Raw genomic sequence first — 18,027 nt, forward strand, 5'->3', positions numbered from 1 at the left:
ACCTCGCCCCGGTATCGTGCCGGGGCTTTTTCACTTCAGACTTACGTCCATTGCCAATTTTCATTACCCTAATGATAATCACCGGAATAAATTATTCCGCGTGAGGTTTTTCGGGTGAAAAAGCAATGGATTGTTGGCACGGCACTGCTTATGTTGATGACTGGTAATGCCTGGGCAGATGGCGAACCGCCAACTGAAAATATCTTAAAAGATCAATTCAAAAAGCAGTATCACGGCATTCTCAAGCTTGATGCTATCACCTTAAAAAATCTTGATGCTAAGGGTAATCAGGCCACCTGGTCAGCGGAAGGCGATGTCTCTTCCAGTGACGATCTCTATACCTGGGTCGGTCAGTTGGCAGATTACGAACTGCTCGAACAGACCTGGACGAAAGATAAACCGGTAAAATTCTCGGCGATGTTAACCAGTAAAGGAACGCCCGCGTCTGGCTGGTCGGTGAACTTTTACTCTTTTCAGGCGGCAGCCAGCGATCGTGGGCGGGTGGTCGACGATATCAAAACGAATAATAAATATCTGATCGTGAATAGCGAAGATTTCAATTATCGCTTTAGTCAGCTTGAATCTGCGTTGAATACCCAGAAGAACTCGATTCCTGCGCTGGAAAAGGAAGTGAAAGCGCTTGATAAGCAAATGGTGGCGGCGCAGAAAGCAGCGGATGCATATTGGGGAAAAGATGCAAACGGTAAGCAAATGACCCGCGAAGAAGCCTTTAAAAAAATTCACCAACAGCGTGATGAGTTTAATAAACAGAACGATAGCGAGGCGTTCGCGGTTAAATATGACAAAGAGGTTTATCAACCGGCGATTGCGGCATGTCATAAACAGAGTGAAGAGTGTTATGAAGTGCCGATTCAGCAGAAACGAGATTTCGATATCAACGAACAACGGCGACAGACTTTTCTGCAATCACAAAAACTCAGCCGTAAATTGCAGGATGACTGGGTAACGCTCGAAAAAGGGCAATATCCGTTAACGATGAAAGTTTCAGAAATAAACAGTAAAAAAGTCGCGATTTTGATGAAAATTGACGATATCAACCAAGCTAATGAACGCTGGAAAAAAGATACCGAACAACTGCGGCGCAATGGGGTGATTAAGTAAGTTTGATATAGTGCACGATTTGTAGCAGGATGCGGCGTTGACCCCGCATCCGGCAATCAACGTCTGATGCGACGCTTGCGCGTCTTATCAGACCTACAACCGCTGCCACATGTCGGCTGGATAAGGCGTTCACGCCGCATCCGGCAATACAAGTTTACTCAGCCAGAAAAAGCTCCAGCAGCGAATTTAAAAACAGCTTCCCATGTTCCGTTATCTGCCAGTAATCCGCACATTCGGTGAGATAACCCTGGGCAATCGCCTCGTCTAACTGTGGGCGAATCACATCTTCGCAAAGCCCGGTATACGCACTAAACTCTGCGCGTGGCGCGGCCTCCAGCAAGCGAAAGCGGTTCATAAAGAACTCAAACGGCTTATCTGCGGCTTCGACATCACGCTGGCTTTCCAGATACCTTCCTTGCATAAAACCACGCGGATGACGCGTTTTAGTGGTACGCAGAATGCGCCCATCCGGGAAGGTCACTTTGCCGTGCGCGCCGCAGCCAATACCGATGTAGTCGCCAAAGCGCCAGTAGTTGAGATTGTGCTGGCACTGATAACTGGGTTTGGCGTAAGCGGAAGTTTCATATTGCTGATAACCCGCTGCGGTTAATAACTGATGCCCCTGTTCGAATATATCCCACAGCGCGTCGTCGTCCGGCAGCACCGGTGGTCGCGAACCAAACAGCGTATTGGGTTCGATGGTCAGTTGATACCAGGAAAGATGCGGCGGATTCAGTTCAATGGCCTGGCGTAGATCGCCAAGCGCCTCTTCCAGTGATTGATCCGGTAGTCCATGCATCAAATCAAGGTTAAAGCTACGTAACCCTAAACCGCTCGCCAGCTTTGCCGCTCGTTTCGCTTCTTGCGGGCCATGAATGCGCCCAAGTCGTTTCAGCTTTTCTTCGCTAAAACTCTGCACACCAATAGAGATGCGGTTCACACCAGCACGCTGATAATCGACAAAGCGATCGGCTTCTACCGTACCAGGGTTCGCTTCCATAGTAATTTCTGCATCCGCTGCCAGCGGCAAACGCGCACGCACGCCGTCCAGCAGCGTTTGCATCGCCGGGCCGGAAAGCAGGCTCGGCGTACCACCGCCAATAAAGATTGTCTTTACTTCACGGCCCTGAGCGTAAGCCACATCATTGTCCAGATCGCAAAGCAGATGCTGAACGTAATCGTCGTGCGGCACTTCTCCTTTCAACGCGTGAGAGTTGAAATCGCAGTACGGGCATTTCTGCACGCACCACGGGATGTGAATGTAGAGACTCAGCGGCGGTAATTTAACCATTACGTAAAGCGTCCAACAGCAGTTTCAATGCCTGACCACGGTGGGAAATGGCGCTCTTTTCTTCGCGGGTCAGTTCGGCAGCGGTTTTCCCTTCGGAAGGTACGAAGAAGATTGGATCATAACCAAAGCCACCAGTGCCCGCTGGTTCACGAGTAATCACGCCCGGCCAGCTACCGTGGCACACCAGCGGAGTCGGATCTTCCGCGTGACGCAGATATACCAGCACGCAGTGGAAACGCGCCTGACGTTGGTCGTCCGGTACGTCTTTCAGTGTTTCCAACAGTTTTTGCAGATTCTTTTGATCGGTCGCGTCTTCACCGGAATAACGCGCGGAGTAAATACCCGGCGCGCCACCCAGCGCATCTACCGCCAGACCAGAGTCGTCGGCAATTGCCGGTAAACCGGTCACTTTTGCCGCATGGCGCGCTTTCAGAATCGCGTTTTCGATAAAGGTCAGGCCGGTTTCTTCAGCGGAATCTACGCCGAGGTCTGTTTGGGCCACGATATCAAGACCGAAGTCGCTAAGCAGCGACGCCAGCTCACGCACTTTACCGGCATTGCCGGTTGCGAGGACAACTTTTTGCATAGGATACCTAATTAATTAACGCCGCGATTTCTGGCGGGATTTGTTGCGGATTAATGATTTTAATTTGTTTGTGGCGGCCAAGTTCGCCTTTTTCAATTACCACCTGGCTTTTGGCTACCCGGAATTGCTTACCGAGAAACTTCACCAGATGGCTGTTGGCCTGGCCGTCAACCGGCGGCGCGGTAATGGCGACTTTAACTTCGTCGCCATGTAAACCGACAATAGAATCACGGCTGGCTTTCGGCTGAATATAGAGCCGTAAAACCAGACCGTCATCATTAACTGTTACGGCACTCATAACGCCATCCACAGCCCCGGCAGCAGCATGTTTCCGGTTGCCTGTAATACTTCTGCGACACCCATATTGATGACATACAGCAGCAGAACGAGGATCATCGGCGAGAAATCAATCCCACCCATTGCCGGTAGCAGGCGGCGAATCGGGCGCAGCAGCGGATCGGCCAGCTGAATCAGCACGTATTCAATCGGACTACGCCCCTGGCTTACCCAGCTCATAATCGCCATCACCAGCAGGACCCAGAAAATCAGCAAGCCGATGGTTTTCAGCAGAATCAGTAAACCGGCAATCCAGATGATTGGCAGGAAGGTCACCACTTTAAACAGCACAATGGCTTTGATAAAACTGAGAATATAGGCAACCAGCAGCGAGGCGCTGTCAATGGGACCCATTGCCGGAATAACGCGGCGCAGTGGCCCGATAATTGGCTGCGTTACCTTCACTACAAACTGTGAGAAGGGGTTGTAAAAATCACAATGAGCCCACTGCATCCAGATGCGTAATAACAGCACCATGGTATACAGCTCAATGACCGTTGAAAGCAGGAAAGTCAACGTATTCATGGCGTTCCTTTAATTCCTTATTTTTTAGAGTAATCACGCGCACCAAAAATTGCAGTGCCGATACGAACCATCGTGCTACCTGCCGCAATGGCGGCTTCCATATCGTCCGACATTCCCAGAGAGAGCGTGTCGATATGCGGGTAGCGCGTTTTCAGTCCGGCAAATGCTACAGCCATTTGGCGTGCAACTTCAAACTGCCTTACATATTCTGACTCAGGCGCAGGGATTGCCATCAGCCCGCGCAGACGTAAACGCGGTAGTTCAGCGACCGCCGCTGCCAGCTCGTCCAGTTCTGCCAGTTGAATCCCGGACTTACTGTTTTCATCACTAATATTAATTTGAATCAGTACGTTAAGAGGGGGAAGTTCTGCCGGGCGCTGATCGTTGAGGCGGGTAGCAATGCGCAAACGGTCGATGGTATGACACCAGTCGAAATGCTCTGCCACCAGGCGGCTTTTATTAGACTGCAACGGGCCAATAAAATGCCATTCTAATCCTGTTACGCCCAGTTCCTGAAAGTGGCGAATTTTATCTACCCCTTCCTGAACGTAGTTTTCACCAAATTGACGCTGCCCGGCATCAATGGCTTCTGCGATGGCGCTCGCAGGTTTTGTTTTACTGACTGCAAGCAGCGTAATTTCTTCTGGAGAACGGCCGCAACGCGTTGCAGCCGCTGAGATTTTGTCCCGGACCTGTGCCAGGTTATGCGCAATATCGTTCATTTTCCGAGGATCTTAGTATGAATATGGAAGAAATTGTGGCCCTTAGTGTAAAGCATAACGTCTCGGATCTACACCTGTGCAGCGCCTGGCCCGCACGATGGCGCATTCGCGGGCTAATGGAAGCTGCGCCGTTTGATGCGCCGGACGTCGAAGAGCTACTGCGGGAGTGGCTGGATGACGATCAGCGGGCAATATTGCTGGAAAATGGCCAGCTGGATTTTGCCGTGTCGCTGGCGGAAAACCAGCGGTTGCGTGGCAGTGCGTTCGCGCAACGGCAAGGTATTTCTCTGGCATTACGGTTGTTACTTTCGCACTGTCCACAGCTCGAACAGCTTGGTGCGCCACCGGTATTGCCGGAATTACTCAAGAGCGAGAATGGCATGATTCTGGTGACGGGGGCGACGGGGAGTGGCAAATCTACCACGCTGGCGGCGATGGTTGGCTATCTTAATCAACATGCCGATGCGCATATTCTGACGCTGGAAGATCCTGTGGAATATCTCTATGCCAGCCAGCGATGTTTGATCCAGCAGCGGGAAATTGGTTTGCACTGTATGACGTTCGCATCGGGGTTGCGGGCCGCATTGCGGGAAGATCCTGATGTGATTTTGCTCGGAGAGCTACGTGACAGTGAGACAATCCGTCTGGCGCTGACGGCGGCAGAAACCGGGCATCTGGTGCTGGCAACCTTACATACACGTGGTGCCGCGCAGGCAGTTGAGCGACTGGTGGATTCATTTCCGGCGCAGGAAAAAGACCCCGTGCGTAATCAACTGGCAGGTAGTTTACGGGCAGTGCTGTCACAAAAGCTGGAAGTGGATAAACAGGAAGGACGTGTGGCGCTATTTGAATTGCTGATTAACACACCCGCGGTGGGGAATTTGATTCGTGAAGGGAAAACCCACCAGTTACCGCATGTTATTCAAACCGGGCAGCAGGTGGGGATGATAACGTTTCAGCAGAGTTATCAGCACCGGGTGGGGGAAGGGCGTTTGTGACGTTGCCATGCCCGATGCGCAAGCTTATCGGGCCTACAAAGGCAATAAATGTCTGATGCGACGCTAACGCGTCTTATCAGACCTACAGCCGCTGCCAGATGTGTGCTGGATAAGGTGTTCACGCAGCATCCGGCAAAATGGCCGGATGACGGTAACGACTATCCGCCAGGCTTTTAAATCGCCTTAATATCCCTGCTCGAAATAGCTTTCGAGAATAATAACCGCAGAGGCAGAGTCAACTTTGCCTTTGTTGAGCGCCCGATAGCCGCCCTGTTCAAACAGACCGGAACGGGCTTCCACGGTGCTAAGACGCTCGTCATGGAGCTTTACTTCAACACCGAAACGACCATGAATACGGTTGGCGAATTTACGCGCTCTGGCAGTCAATGGTTGCTCGGTGCCGTCCATATTCAGCGGCAAACCGACGATGATTTCGTCCGGCTGCCACTCTTTCAGTAAACGCTCGATAATGTTCCAGTCCGGCGTACCGTCCTGTGCTTTAATTGCAGGCAAAGGGCGAGCGGTGCCGGTAATGCGTTGGCCGACCGCTACGCCAATGCTTTTGGTGCCGAAGTCGAAGGCGAGTAAGGTTCCACTCATCAGGCGTGTCCTGCCACACCAGGCATGGTGAGAATATCCACACCAATCAGTTTTGCCGCCTCGCGCCAGCGGTCGGCAATCGGCGTTTTGAACAGAATATTCAGATCTGCCGGGGCCGTTAGCCACGCGTTATCGAGAATTTCTTGTTCCAGTTGACCTTTCTCCCAGGAGGCATAACCCAGAGCCACCAATACGTCAGACGGTTGTTTATCGGTGCCGAGCGTTTCCAGCACATCGCGGGAAGTGGTCATTACCGTGTTGTCTGAAATGCGAATGCTGGAAGCAAAATTGGAGGGCGGAGTATGCAAAATAAACCCGCGATCTTCAGCCAGCGGACCGCCGAGCATAACCGGTTTATCCAGACGGATTGATTCATCACGCGGCTCCGGCGTGATCTTCAGCTTTTCCAGAATCCCTTCAATTTTGAGATTTTCCAGCGGCTTGTTGACGATGATCCCCATTGCACCATTGGTATTATGTTCGCAAATGTAGACCACGGAACGACGGAAAATCGGATCCTGGAGAGCAGGCATGGCAATAAGAAAGTGATGCTGTAAATTCATTGTCAGAGGTTCTGTTTCCTGGTTCAAAAAAGCAACAGCGCCCAGTATGCGTGGAAAGAAGGGCGCTGTCACTCAGAGTCTCAACGAGATCCTTCTCGCTAAGGTGGGTTACTGCTGCTGTAAACGTGCTTCGATGGCATCCATTAACATTCCGGTGATCGACACCGGAAACTCTGCTTCAATCTCACGAATACAGGTTGGGCTGGTGACGTTAATTTCAGTCAGACGGTCGCCGATGATATCCAGACCAACAAAAATCAGCCCTTTTTCTTTCAGCGTCGGCCCGATCTGACGGGCGATTTTCCAGTCACTTTCCGTCAGCGGACGAGGTTCACCGCGACCACCGGCAGCCAGATTGCCACGGGTTTCGCCCCCCTGCGGAATACGCGCCAGGCAGTACGGTACCGGCTCGCCATCCACCACCAGCACGCGTTTGTCGCCATCTTTAATGGCTGGCAGGTAATTTTGCGCCATGCAGTAGCGAGTGCCATGCTCAGTCAGGGTTTCGGCAATCACGCCGAGGTTTGGATCGCCTTCTTTCACGCGGAAAATCGACGCGCCGCCCATACCGTCCAGCGGCTTAAGAATGATGTCGCTGTGTTTCTCCCAGAACGCTTTTAGCTGCGCTTTATTGCGCGTAACCAGCGTTTCTGGCGTTAAGTCAGAGAACCAGGCGGTAAACAGTTTCTCGTTACAGTCGCGCAGGCTCTGCGGCTTGTTAACGATCAGCGTCCCTTTCTCTTCGGCACGTTCCAGAATATAGGTCGCGTAGATAAACTCGGTATCAAACGGCGGGTCTTTACGCATCAGGATCACATCGAGATCGGCCAGCGGCAGATCCTGTTCACCGACGAACGAAAACCACTCTTCGTAGTTCTGCTTCACGTTCAGCGTGCGGGTATGGGCGCGGGCTTCACCATTGATCAGATACAGATCGCCCATCTCCATATAGTGAAGTTCGTAACCACGACGCTGTGCTTCCAGCAACATAGCAAAACTGGAATCTTTCTTGATGTTGATGTTTGCGATGGGGTCCATCACGATGCCGAGCTTGATCATTATTCTTCTCCGTTAGCCCAAATCGCCAAATCGTACTTGTAGCGCGGTAATGGCGGTGAGCGCAGTTGTCTCTGTACGCAAAACGCGAGGTCCCAACAGGATATCAGTAAATTGATAGCGGGCAGTCATGGCAATTTCATCTGCCGATAAACCGCCTTCCGGGCCAATCAGCAGGCGGACGCGTTCAACCGGTAACGGCAACGTATTGATGCTGTTACTGGCGCGCGGGTGAAGATTCAGTTTCAGTCCTTCATCCTGCTCTGCACACCAGGCTTCCAGATCCATCGCTGGACGGATTTCCGGCACCCGGTTACGACCACACTGCTCACAGGCAGCAATTGCAATCTTCTGCCACTGCTGAAGCTTCTTGTTCAGACGTTCACTATCCAGTTTAACGCCGCAGCGCTCAGAAAAAAGTGGCGTAATGAGGCTTACACCGAGTTCGATCGATTTCTGGATAGTAAATTCCATTTTTTCACCACGCGACATCACCTGACCGAGGTGAATATGCAGCGGAGATTCGCGATCGTCGATCTGGCCTTCCAGCACCTTCACTTCCACGCTTTTTTTGCTGGCGCTGGTAATTTCGGCGTCAAAGACCTGGTTGCTACCGTCAAACAATTGCAACGCCTGCCCCGGCCCCATGCGCAGTACGCGCCCGATATGGTTGGCGGCATCTTCGCAAAGCGCGATGTGAGAATGGCTGGTCAGTGGTTCAGGATGATAAATGCGGGGGATACGCATAGTTAAAAATCCGTGTCGTCTCCCCACGCGGTTGTACGCGTGGGGTAGGGGTTAACAAAAAGAATCCCGCTAGTGTAGGTTAGCTCTTTCGCGCCTGGCAAGCGCGTTGCACATACGGGTTATGATTGCCCTGCACCTTCGCGATGCGTTCATCGCGCTCGCACTCCCAGTCGGTAACCGGATACATCTTGTTCCATGCGTTGAACAGCTGCGTTTGCTGGCGAGAGAGTGTCAGGTTGTATTGGTCGCGCATATAGAAGTAGGTGCGCGCAATGGCACCGCGTGCACGCGCTGGTGGTTCGGCAGCTTTTTCTTTGAAATCGACCTTCATGGCGCATTGACCGTACTGGCCTTCACCGCCATTCCACTGGCTGTACATAAAGTTGCCGCGATCGCCATTCACCTCACCGACTGACGGCTGCAGGTTATGCATATCGCTTTCCATCTTGCGATAGACCGGATCTTTAGCGCAGTTTTTACGTCCACCGTCCTGCCAGCACTGGCGCTGGTGACCGAACTGCCAGGCGGGAACGACATGTTCCCACTCTACGCGGCTGGCGCGGTTTTCATTTTTGCGCACCTGATAGCCGCACGATTGCAGATCAACAACGCCTTTTTTGCCCTGCCAGTTAATTTTACATCCGCAATAAAACGTACCGGGCGCGTCAGCGTGGACTTTTACCGCCGCGGCTTTCGCCTGAGAAAAACTATTGATACCTTCGGCCAACGCCGGGCCGGAAAATGCTGCGCTCAGTACCACCGCAGCAATAGACAAATAACGGTACATCACTTACTCCGTGTTAAAACGAGCCAGCAACGTAGCGAAAGTTGTTTTGGTATGCAATCAGCCAGATCAGGAAAGTTCCTGATAGTTCAGATGGTTATTTCGCAACCAGCTGTTCACCGCAGTGAACACAGCGATAGACGGCCTCGCCACGAACTACGCGATTATGGCGGCGTACGGTAAGCTGATGCTCCTGGCACTTGCAGCGGTAGGGGAAGGTGTTGCGACGCACGGATTGCAGTTCGAACTGATGCGTACGACGGGCGGGAACACCCAGCACGTTTTCCATCATCCACTTCCACTCTTTGCCATGTGGCGCTACGCGGCCGAAATGTTTCCATACCAGCAAATGTGCCAGTTCGTGCGGCACCACTTCTTCAATAAAGGCTTCACTGTTTTCCAACAGCAAAACGGGATTGAGGCGAATTTCATAGCTTTCCAGCCAGGCTGTTCCGGCGGAGGTTCCGCGCTGGGTGTAAGAGAGTTTTGGCTCCGGGTAGTTACGCCCTAGCTTCAGGTTGGCCTGGGCGAGTTTTTCCCGCAGGCGACGCATAACGGCCTGTTGGATGGCGATAGGGAGACGGGATGTTTTCATAGCGGCAGAGGATAGAGCGAAGAAAAGATGACTGCAAGAGGTGGCTTCCTCCGCGATGGGAGGAAGCTTGGGGAGATTAATCGTGAGCGCCTATTTCGCGCAGTTTACGACCTTTCATCAGATTACGTTCAATATGTTCCAGCGAAACGTGTTTGGTTTCCGGTACCAGCCACAATGTCAGCAGGATAAACAGTACGTTCAGAGCCGCATACACCCAGAAGGTGTTGGCGTTACCCAGCGTGTTGAGCATGGTCAGGAACGTTGCGCCAACGATCATGTTGGCAATCCAGTTGGTGGCAGTGGAGCAGGTGATGCCAAAATCGCGGCCTTTCAGCGGCTGAATTTCGGAGCACAGTACCCAAATCAGCGGACCGGCACTCATGGCAAAACCGACAATAAACATCAGCAGCATGGCGATGGCGAAATACTGCGCCGACGGAGAGTGAATACCGATATGCATCATTGTACCGAGTACGCCCATGCCAGCAGCCATCACCAGGAAGCCCAGCGTTAGCGTTGGTTTACGTCCCCAGCGGTCAACAAGGCCGATTGCGATAAAGGTGGCAAGTACGTTGGTCAGGCCGACAATCACGGTCCCCCACATTTGCTCGGTAGTGTTGGTATAACCCGCCAGTTCGAAGATTTTCGGCGCGTAATACATGATGACGTTCATCCCGGTGAATTGCTGCATTACCTGCAACAGTACGCCAAGGAACACCGCGCGGCGGAAGTTGCTGTTCTCTTTAAACAGCGCCCAGCCACTCTGTTTAACCTGCAAACTTTCACGGATTTCATCCAGTTCGCGTTTCGCTTCCGCGCTGGTGTCACGCAGGCGTAGCAGCACGCGTTCGGCATCAACAAAACGGCGTTTGGCGGCAAACCAACGTGGGCTGTCTGGCAGGAAGAAGACACCAATCAGCAGCAAAATTGCCGGGATGATAATCACACCCAGCATCCAGCGCCATGCACCGGTGTAGCTGAAGGCTGTATCAGAAAGATAAGCACCGAGGATCCCGATAGTGATCATCAACTGATACATCGAGATCATACTGCCACGAATTTTTTCCGGCGCAATTTCAGAGAGGTACAGCGGTGCGGTATAAGAGGCCACACCCACCGCCAGCCCCAGTAGAACGCGGGAAAGAATCAGTACTTCAACGTTTGGCGCAGCCGCAGAGAACAGCGAACCGGCAACAAACAAAATTGCGCCGATCATCAGGCTCTTTTTGCGCCCGAGTTTAAAGGAGAGCCAGCCGCTGCCCACCGCACCGACTGCCGCACCGAACATCATGGAGCTTACGACCCATTCTTGCGTGTGCGAAGTAATCTGGAATTCATCTGCAATAAACGGCAGTGCGCCAGCAATTACACCGATATCCAGGCCAAAGAGTAATCCCGCCAGAGCGGCAAGGAAGCAGACGAAAAACGTCATTGCCTTGTTTGACCGCCCCTGTTTTTTAGCGTCAGGCATGATGCCCTCCAATATGGTTATTTTTTATTGTGAATTAAGATAGGTGAGTACGACGTAAAAAGATGTGAAGCAAATCACATCAGTGTAATCGCTTACACTAACATTTATCTTAGTTATGGTTTAAGTGCATGAAAATAATTGAGTTATATCATCATAGATTAAACGCTGTTATCTGCAATTAAGACTTTACTGAAAAGAAATGTAACAACTGTGAAAACTGAATAATAATATGAAAATATTACAAATATTTGGCTGGTGTTATTGGTGTAATCGGTTTCAGTAGTGATGATAATTTGCGATAAAACGTGTTGAGGAAGAATGATGTTATTGTGCGGGCAGCTTTTTGCCGGATGCGGCGTGAATGCCTATCCACCGCGGTGAGGTAAAAGAAAAAGGCCAGCGCGAGGCTGGCCTTTGAAAGCAGGTGAAGAAAGATTACTTCAGACCGGCAGCATCGCGCAGCAGCTGCGCTTTGTCGGTTTTTTCCCACGGGAAATGTTCACGACCAAAGTGACCGTATGCTGCGGTTTCTTTGTAGATCGGGTGCAGCAGATCCAGCATCTGAATCAGACCGTATGGGCGCAGGTCGAAGAACTCACGTACCAGCAGAGTCAGTTGTTCAGAAGGCACTTTCTCAGTACCGAAAGTTTCTACCATGATGGAGGTCGGTTCAGCCACGCCGATTGCGTAGGAAACCTGAATTTCACAACGATCGGCCAGGCCAGCAGCAACGATGTTTTTCGCGACATAACGTGCTGCGTAGGCTGCGGAACGGTCCACTTTTGATGGATCTTTACCAGAGAATGCTCCGCCACCGTGACGTGCCATGCCGCCGTAGGTATCAACGATAATTTTACGACCAGTCAGACCGCAGTCACCCATCGGGCCACCGATAACAAAACGACCGGTCGGGTTGATGAAGAATTTGGTGGCAGAAGTCAGCCATTCAGCGGGCAGAATCGGCTTGATGATCTCTTCCATTACCGCTTCTTGCAGCGATTTCTGGTCGATCTCTTCAGAGTGCTGAGTGGAAAGCACGACAGCATCAATACCAACGATTTTGCCGTCGTCATACTGGAAAGTCACCTGGCTTTTCGCGTCCGGGCGCAGCCACGGCAGAGTACCGTTTTTACGCACTTCAGCCTGACGCTGTACCAGACGGTGTGCATAGGTGATAGGTGCTGGCATCAGCACGTCGGTTTCATTAGTTGCGTAGCCAAACATCAGACCCTGGTCACCCGCGCCCTGTTCCAGCGGATCGGCACGGTCAACGCCCTGGTTGATGTCAGGAGACTGTTTGCCGATAGCACTCAGAACCGCACAGGAGTTAGCGTCAAAGCCCATGTCGGAATGTACATAGCCAATTTCGCGAACGGTGTTACGGGTGATCTCTTCGATGTCTACCCAGGCGCTAGTGGTGATTTCGCCGCCAACTAAAACCATGCCGGTTTTTACGTAGGTTTCGCAAGCAACGCGTGCTTTCGGATCCTGTTCGAGGATCGCGTCTAAAACGGCATCAGAGATTTGGTCAGCAATTTTGTCAGGATGCCCTTCAGAGACGGACTCGGACGTAAAAAGGTGTTTTGCCATATTTAATATCACCTAAAGAGAATTTGGTTAGCTCAAACTGTTGTGTGGATTTTCTGTGGTAGCGGATCCTACCACGACTCTGCAGGTTAAAAACACTGGCAGTCTGAGTGTTAATCGGTATGGATGGATTAACATCTGGATGGCTATTTTAGGTCAATTCTTCACCCGATTTCCACTTTTTTTTGAATCGTGTCTCATTCTGTTAAAAACGTGGCTGGAAATTTTTCCTGACAATGCCGGCATTCTGCGTATTTATCTTTTGCAATTTTCTGCCATTGTGGGGTATAAAACGCGGCGCGCGGCTTAAATAAAAAGCACACGACGTTTCTTTCGTGTTGCCACTTCCAGCCGGGTTGAAATCAGAGTTTTGGCTTGTGGGTTCGTCTTAACAGGCGGCCGTGGAGGTGATACGAAATAATGAACCGTTGTCTGCTGCTTAACCTGTCTCACCGTTCTGGTGAAGATTCGTTCCCCGCACTCTGCATCTCTGCTTTGCATACCTGCCGATGTTATACCCATCTCGGCGCTTCTCAGGATTCAAGAGCTGGTTACAGTTACTGAGGACTGAATAAGGGCGCTCTTGTAAAAACAAGAGTTTTCTCGTGGTTTCGCCGAACTGTCACACTTACGTTCGGTTATGTGCTTAATAATGTTATGAAAAAGAAACCGGTTGCGCAGTCGGAGCGTCAGCATACACTGCTGGAAAATCCATGTGCTTATGGGTTGTTATCGCAGTTCCAGGCTGCGATAGTCGTTAACTGTTTTACACTTAATAAAATAATTTGAGGTTCGCTATGTCTGACGACATGTCTATGGGTTTGCCTTCGTCAGCGGGCGAACACGGTGTACTACGCTCCATGCAGGAGGTTGCAATGAGCTCCCAGGAAGCCAGCAAGATGCTGCGTACTTACAATATTGCCTGGTGGGGCAATAACTACTATGACGTTAACGAGCTGGGCCACATCAGCGTGTGCCCGGACCCGGACGTCCCGGAAGCTCGCGTCGATCTCGCGCAGTTAGTGAAAACTCGTGAAGCACAGGGTCAGCGTCTGCCTGCACTGTTCTGTTTCCCACAGATCCTGCAGCACCGTTTGCGTTCCATTAACGCCGCGTTCAAACGTGCGCGGGAATCCTACGGCTATAACGGCGATTACTTCCTTGTTTATCCGATCAAAGTTAACCAGCACCGCCGCGTGATTGAGTCCCTGATTCATTCGGGCGAACCGCTGGGACTGGAAGCAGGCTCGAAAGCAGAGTTGATGGCGGTGCTGGCACATGCTGGCATGACCCGTAGCGTCATCGTCTGCAACGGTTATAAAGACCGCGAATATATCCGCCTGGCATTAATTGGCGAGAAGATGGGCCACAAGGTCTACCTGGTCATTGAGAAGATGTCAGAAATCGCCATTGTGCTGGATGAAGCAGAACGTCTGAATGTCGTTCCTCGTCTGGGCGTGCGTGCACGTCTGGCTTCGCAGGGCTCGGGTAAATGGCAGTCCTCCGGCGGGGAAAAATCGAAGTTCGGCCTGGCTGCGACTCAGGTACTGCAACTGGTTGAAACCCTGCGTGAAGCCGGGCGTCTCGACAGCCTGCAACTACTGCACTTCCACCTCGGTTCGCAGATGGCGAATATTCGCGATATCGCCACAGGCGTTCGTGAATCGGCGCGTTTCTATGTGGAACTGCACAAGCTGGGCGTCAATATTCAGTGCTTCGACGTCGGCGGCGGTCTGGGCGTGGACTATGAAGGCACCCGTTCGCAGTCTGACTGCTCCGTAAACTACGGCCTCAATGAATATGCCAACAACATCATCTGGGCGATTGGTGATGCGTGTGAAGAAAACGGTCTGCCGCATCCGACGGTAATCACCGAATCGGGTCGTGCGGTGACTGCGCATCACACCGTGCTGGTGTCTAATATCATCGGCGTGGAACGTAACGAATACACGGTGCCGACCGCGCCTGCAGAAGATGCGCCGCGCGCGCTGCAAAGCATGTGGGAAACCTGGCAGGAGATGCACGAACCGGGAACTCGCCGTTCTCTGCGTGAATGGTTACACGACAGTCAGATGGATCTGCACGACATTCATATCGGCTACTCTTCCGGCACCTTTAGCCTGCAAGAACGTGCATGGGCAGAACAACTCTATCTGAGCATGTGCCATGAAGTGCAGAAGCAACTGGATCCGCAAAACCGTGCGCATCGTCCGATAATCGACGAACTGCAGGAACGTATGGCGGACAAAATGTACGTCAATTTCTCGCTGTTCCAGTCAATGCCGGACGCATGGGGGATCGACCAGTTGTTCCCGGTTCTGCCGCTGGAAGGGCTGGATCAAGTGCCGGAACGTCGCGCTGTGCTGCTGGATATTACCTGTGACTCTGACGGTGCTATCGACCACTATATTGATGGTGATGGTATTGCCACGACAATGCCAATGCCGGAGTACGATCCAGAGAATCCGCCGATGCTCGGTTTCTTTATGGTCGGCGCATATCAGGAGATCCTTGGCAATATGCACAACCTGTTCGGTGATACCGAAGCGGTTGACGTGTTCGTGTTCCCTGACGGTAGCGTAGAAGTAGAACTGTCTGACGAAGGCGATACCGTGGCGGACATGCTGCAATATGTACAGCTCGATCCGAAAACGCTGTTAACCCAGTTCCGCGATCAAGTGAAGAAAACCGATCTTGATGCTGAACTGCAACAACAGTTCCTTGAAGAGTTCGAGGCAGGTTTGTACGGTTATACTTATCTTGAAGATGAGTAAGTCCTGTGTTACTTGAATCCGCTTAATTTAGCGGTGATAATCCGCCACAATTTATTGTGACAAATCCAACCCTTCCTCGTCGGGCCTAACGACGCGGAAGGGTTTTTTTATATCGACTTTGTAATAGGAGTCCATCCATGAGCACCTTAGGTCATCAATACGATAACTCACTGGTTTCCAACGCCTTTGGTTTTTTACGCCTGCCGATGAACTTCCAGCCGTATGACAGCGATGCCGACTGGGTGATCACCGGCGTGCCGTTCGACATGGCCACCTCTGGTCGTGCGGGTGGTCGCCACGGTCCGGCAGCGATCCGTCAGGTTTCGACGAATCTGGCCTGGGAACACAACCGCTTCCCGTGGAATTTCGACATGCGTGAGCGTCTGAACGTCGTGGACTGCGGCGATCTGGTATATGCCTTTGGCGATGCCCGTGAGATGAGCGAAAAGCTGCAGGCGCACGCCGAGAAGCTGCTGGCTGCCGGTAAGCGTATGCTCTCTTTCGGTGGTGACCACTTTGTTACGCTGCCGCTGCTGCGTGCTCATGCGAAGCATTTCGGCAAAATGGCGCTGGTACACTTTGACGCCCACACCGATACCTATGCGAACGGTTGTGAATTTGACCACGGCACTATGTTCTATACCGCGCCGAAAGAAGGTCTGATCGACCCGAATCATTCCGTGCAGATTGGTATTCGTACCGAGTTTGATAAAGACAACGGCTTTACCGTGCTGGACGCCTGCCAGGTGAACGATCGCAGCGTGGATGACGTTATCGCCCAAGTGAAACAGATTGTGGGTGATATGCCGGTTTACCTGACTTTTGATATCGACTGCCTGGATCCTGCTTTTGCACCAGGCACCGGTACGCCAGTGATTGGCGGCCTGACCTCCGATCGCGCTATTAAACTGGTACGCGGCCTGAAAGATCTCAACATTGTTGGGATGGACGTAGTGGAAGTGGCTCCGGCATACGATCAGTCGGAAATCACTGCTCTGGCAGCGGCAACGCTGGCGCTGGAAATGCTGTATATTCAGGCGGCGAAAAAGGGCGAGTAAGCACCAGATGCGATGCGCACGGGTAAAACGTGCCATTAATGTCGGATGCGGCGTGAACGCCTTATCCGACCTACGTTCGGCACCCGTAGGCCGGATAAGATGCGCCAGCATCGCATCCGGCAATGCGCACAGGGTAACAAATGTGCCATTCATGTCAGAAGGGGCGTGAACGCCTTATCTGACCTACGTTCGACACCACCAGGCTTTACTTAATCCCATCTGCGCTCATACGATCGCGAATATGCTGGGCGCGTTCGGCGGATGCAGGATGGTCGTCAAACATTGAGCTTTGGCGACCTTCTTCCAGTTTTGCCAGTTTTTCAAAGCTGGTGGCAAGACCTGCCGGGCTGATGCCGCGTTGGCGCAGAAGATCGTAAGAATAATCATCGGCTTCTGCTTCCTGGCGCTGGGAGAATTGCGAATTGACTAATTTCTCGCCCAGATCACCGAGTTGTGATTGAGATAAACTGCCGACAATCCCGCCCGCAGAGGCCGCAGCTACTCGCACGGCATTTGTACCAAGTGCCACCTGCATTCCTTTTTTCACATGGCCTAATGCCACGTGCCCCATTTCGTGACCGATCACCGCTTCGACTTCGTTATCCGTCATCATATCCATCAGCCCGCTATAGACACGGATACAGCCGTTAGCCATTGCAAAGGCGTTCACATCCTTCGCCATATACACTTTGTAATTTACCGGCTGACCGTTGATATTGTTGCCTAGCGCATTGGCAATAGTTGTCAGACGTTTAGCGTATTCGCTATTGGCTGGCGCAATCGTCGCCTTGCTGTCCATCTCCTGACATGCCTGATCGCTCAGGGTTTTCACCTGCTCATCACTCAAACTGTAAGCCTGAAAAGCTTCCGCTCCTGATGAGAGCAGTCCGTTGGAGTCCATATTCTGGCAACCGGTCAGTACCGTTGCCACGCTCATTGCTACCAATAAGGCGCGAATTTTCATGTTTTCTCTTCCGCACAAGGTCAGGATTATTCTAAAAATGCGCCGTTTGCAGGTGAATCGACGCTCAGTCTCAGTATAAGGAAAAGCGCAACGGACGGGCGAGTAGATTGCGCAACATGCGAGCATGATCCAGAGATTTCTGAAGCAGCAAAAGGATGTTCCATGTACATGACGCGCGGCTTGCGGTAAATTGTTGGCAAATTTTCCGGCGTAGCCCAAAACGCGCTGTCGTCAAGTCGTTAAGGGCG

Annotated in this window: 22 protein-coding genes; 8 read left to right on the top strand and 14 right to left on the bottom strand. The window is 51.9% G+C overall.

The window, feature by feature from the left end:
• Window positions 1-114 precede the first annotated feature (114 nt).
• Window positions 115-1,122, top strand: a complete 1,008-nt coding sequence (locus AB4H76_RS04530; protein ID WP_000745217.1) for a DUF1202 family protein — start codon at window positions 115-117, stop codon at window positions 1,120-1,122.
• 154 nt (window positions 1,123-1,276) lie between these two features.
• Here the strand turns inward: AB4H76_RS04530 and hemW are convergent, their stop codons facing one another.
• The 5 genes from hemW to yggS are packed head-to-tail and all read right to left on the bottom strand — an operon-like array spanning window position 1,277 to window position 4,582.
• Entirely contained in the window at window positions 1,277-2,413 is a 1,137-nt protein-coding gene (gene hemW, locus AB4H76_RS04535; protein WP_000239928.1) for a radical SAM family heme chaperone HemW, read from the bottom strand.
• Window positions 2,406-2,999, bottom strand: a complete 594-nt coding sequence (locus AB4H76_RS04540; protein ID WP_001174735.1) for an XTP/dITP diphosphatase — start codon at window positions 2,997-2,999, stop codon at window positions 2,406-2,408. The genes hemW and AB4H76_RS04540 overlap by 8 nt, the downstream gene beginning before the upstream one ends.
• A gap of 7 nt (window positions 3,000-3,006) precedes the next feature.
• Window positions 3,007-3,297: a DUF167 family protein YggU gene (gene yggU, locus AB4H76_RS04545; protein ID WP_001277222.1), complete on the bottom strand. Its 291-nt coding sequence runs from the start codon at window positions 3,295-3,297 to the stop codon at window positions 3,007-3,009.
• Entirely contained in the window at window positions 3,294-3,860 is a 567-nt protein-coding gene (gene yggT, locus AB4H76_RS04550; protein WP_001094831.1) for an osmotic shock tolerance protein YggT, read from the bottom strand. The genes yggU and yggT overlap by 4 nt, the downstream gene beginning before the upstream one ends.
• 17 nt (window positions 3,861-3,877) lie before the next feature.
• Window positions 3,878-4,582: a pyridoxal phosphate homeostasis protein gene (gene yggS / locus AB4H76_RS04555; protein WP_000997795.1), complete on the bottom strand. Its 705-nt coding sequence runs from the start codon at window positions 4,580-4,582 to the stop codon at window positions 3,878-3,880.
• 17 nt (window positions 4,583-4,599) lie between these two features.
• On the opposite strand from yggS, the gene AB4H76_RS04560 reads away from it, so the two are divergent.
• Together AB4H76_RS04560 and AB4H76_RS04565 are read left to right on the top strand one after the other, a co-directional pair.
• A complete protein-coding gene (locus AB4H76_RS04560; protein WP_077492304.1) occupies window positions 4,600-5,580 on the top strand; it encodes a PilT/PilU family type 4a pilus ATPase in 981 nt (326 codons plus the stop codon).
• Between the two features lie 48 nt (window positions 5,581-5,628).
• Window positions 5,629-5,757: a hypothetical protein gene (locus tag AB4H76_RS04565; protein WP_001278270.1), complete on the top strand. Its 129-nt coding sequence runs from the start codon at window positions 5,629-5,631 to the stop codon at window positions 5,755-5,757.
• A 6-nt stretch (window positions 5,758-5,763) separates the two neighbouring features.
• Here the strand turns inward: AB4H76_RS04565 and ruvX are convergent, their stop codons facing one another.
• From ruvX to metK, 8 genes are all read right to left on the bottom strand, one after another.
• Complete coding sequence (ruvX, locus tag AB4H76_RS04570) at window positions 5,764-6,180, bottom strand: Holliday junction resolvase RuvX (RefSeq protein WP_000017106.1); 417 nt, start codon at window positions 6,178-6,180, stop codon at window positions 5,764-5,766.
• The gene (locus AB4H76_RS04575; protein WP_001053178.1) at window positions 6,180-6,743 is read right to left on the bottom strand and encodes a YqgE/AlgH family protein; all 564 of its coding nucleotides are present in this window, start codon (window positions 6,741-6,743) and stop codon (window positions 6,180-6,182) included. Before AB4H76_RS04575 ends, ruvX begins: the two co-directional genes overlap by 1 nt.
• Before the next feature lie 108 nt (window positions 6,744-6,851).
• On the bottom strand, window positions 6,852-7,802 hold the full coding sequence (gshB, locus tag AB4H76_RS04580; RefSeq protein ID WP_000593273.1) for a glutathione synthase: 951 nt from the start codon (window positions 7,800-7,802) through the stop codon (window positions 6,852-6,854).
• A gap of 12 nt (window positions 7,803-7,814) precedes the next feature.
• Window positions 7,815-8,546 carry a 16S rRNA (uracil(1498)-N(3))-methyltransferase gene (rsmE, locus tag AB4H76_RS04585; protein ID WP_001222509.1) on the bottom strand — a complete coding sequence of 244 codons (732 nt, stop codon included), beginning with the start codon at window positions 8,544-8,546 and terminating at the stop codon, window positions 7,815-7,817.
• Between the two features lie 79 nt (window positions 8,547-8,625).
• A complete protein-coding gene (endA, locus tag AB4H76_RS04590; protein WP_000286500.1) occupies window positions 8,626-9,333 on the bottom strand; it encodes a deoxyribonuclease I in 708 nt (235 codons plus the stop codon).
• Between the two features lie 94 nt (window positions 9,334-9,427).
• The gene (locus AB4H76_RS04595) at window positions 9,428-9,925 is read right to left on the bottom strand and encodes a SprT family zinc-dependent metalloprotease (RefSeq protein ID WP_001300769.1); all 498 of its coding nucleotides are present in this window, start codon (window positions 9,923-9,925) and stop codon (window positions 9,428-9,430) included.
• Window positions 9,926-10,001: 76 nt separating this feature from the next.
• Window positions 10,002-11,396, bottom strand: coding sequence for a galactose/proton symporter (gene galP / locus AB4H76_RS04600; RefSeq protein WP_001112301.1), 1,395 nt, complete (start codon window positions 11,394-11,396; stop codon window positions 10,002-10,004).
• Between the two features lie 435 nt (window positions 11,397-11,831).
• On the bottom strand, window positions 11,832-12,986 hold the full coding sequence (gene metK, locus AB4H76_RS04605) for a methionine adenosyltransferase (RefSeq protein WP_001062128.1): 1,155 nt from the start codon (window positions 12,984-12,986) through the stop codon (window positions 11,832-11,834).
• A 55-nt stretch (window positions 12,987-13,041) separates the two neighbouring features.
• Between metK and yqgD the strand changes: the two genes are divergently transcribed.
• The 5 genes from yqgD (at window position 13,042) to speB (ending at window position 16,815) form a co-directional block, all read left to right on the top strand.
• Window positions 13,042-13,293 (top strand): protein YqgD, encoded by a 252-nt coding sequence (yqgD, locus tag AB4H76_RS04610; RefSeq protein WP_001303651.1) that lies wholly within the window; start codon window positions 13,042-13,044, stop codon window positions 13,291-13,293.
• 110 nt (window positions 13,294-13,403) lie between these two features.
• Complete coding sequence (gene yqgG, locus AB4H76_RS04615; protein WP_001297404.1) at window positions 13,404-13,547, top strand: protein YqgG; 144 nt, start codon at window positions 13,404-13,406, stop codon at window positions 13,545-13,547.
• Window positions 13,548-13,640: 93 nt separating this feature from the next.
• Complete coding sequence (gene yqgB / locus AB4H76_RS04620) at window positions 13,641-13,772, top strand: acid stress response protein YqgB (RefSeq protein WP_001338822.1); 132 nt, start codon at window positions 13,641-13,643, stop codon at window positions 13,770-13,772.
• An 8-nt stretch (window positions 13,773-13,780) separates the two neighbouring features.
• The gene (gene speA, locus AB4H76_RS04625) at window positions 13,781-15,757 is read left to right on the top strand and encodes a biosynthetic arginine decarboxylase (protein WP_001295380.1); all 1,977 of its coding nucleotides are present in this window, start codon (window positions 13,781-13,783) and stop codon (window positions 15,755-15,757) included.
• Between the two features lie 137 nt (window positions 15,758-15,894).
• On the top strand, window positions 15,895-16,815 hold the full coding sequence (gene speB / locus AB4H76_RS04630) for an agmatinase (RefSeq protein WP_000105566.1): 921 nt from the start codon (window positions 15,895-15,897) through the stop codon (window positions 16,813-16,815).
• A gap of 205 nt (window positions 16,816-17,020) precedes the next feature.
• Here speB and loiP read toward each other — a convergent pair whose 3' ends face one another.
• Entirely contained in the window at window positions 17,021-17,779 is a 759-nt protein-coding gene (gene loiP / locus AB4H76_RS04635; protein WP_001295379.1) for a metalloprotease LoiP, read from the bottom strand.
• Window positions 17,780-18,027: the final 248 nt, after the last annotated feature.

This window comes from Escherichia sp. UTM R2, from assembly GCF_048593455.1.
In the GTDB taxonomy this organism is placed as follows: domain Bacteria; phylum Pseudomonadota; class Gammaproteobacteria; order Enterobacterales; family Enterobacteriaceae; genus Escherichia; species Escherichia coli.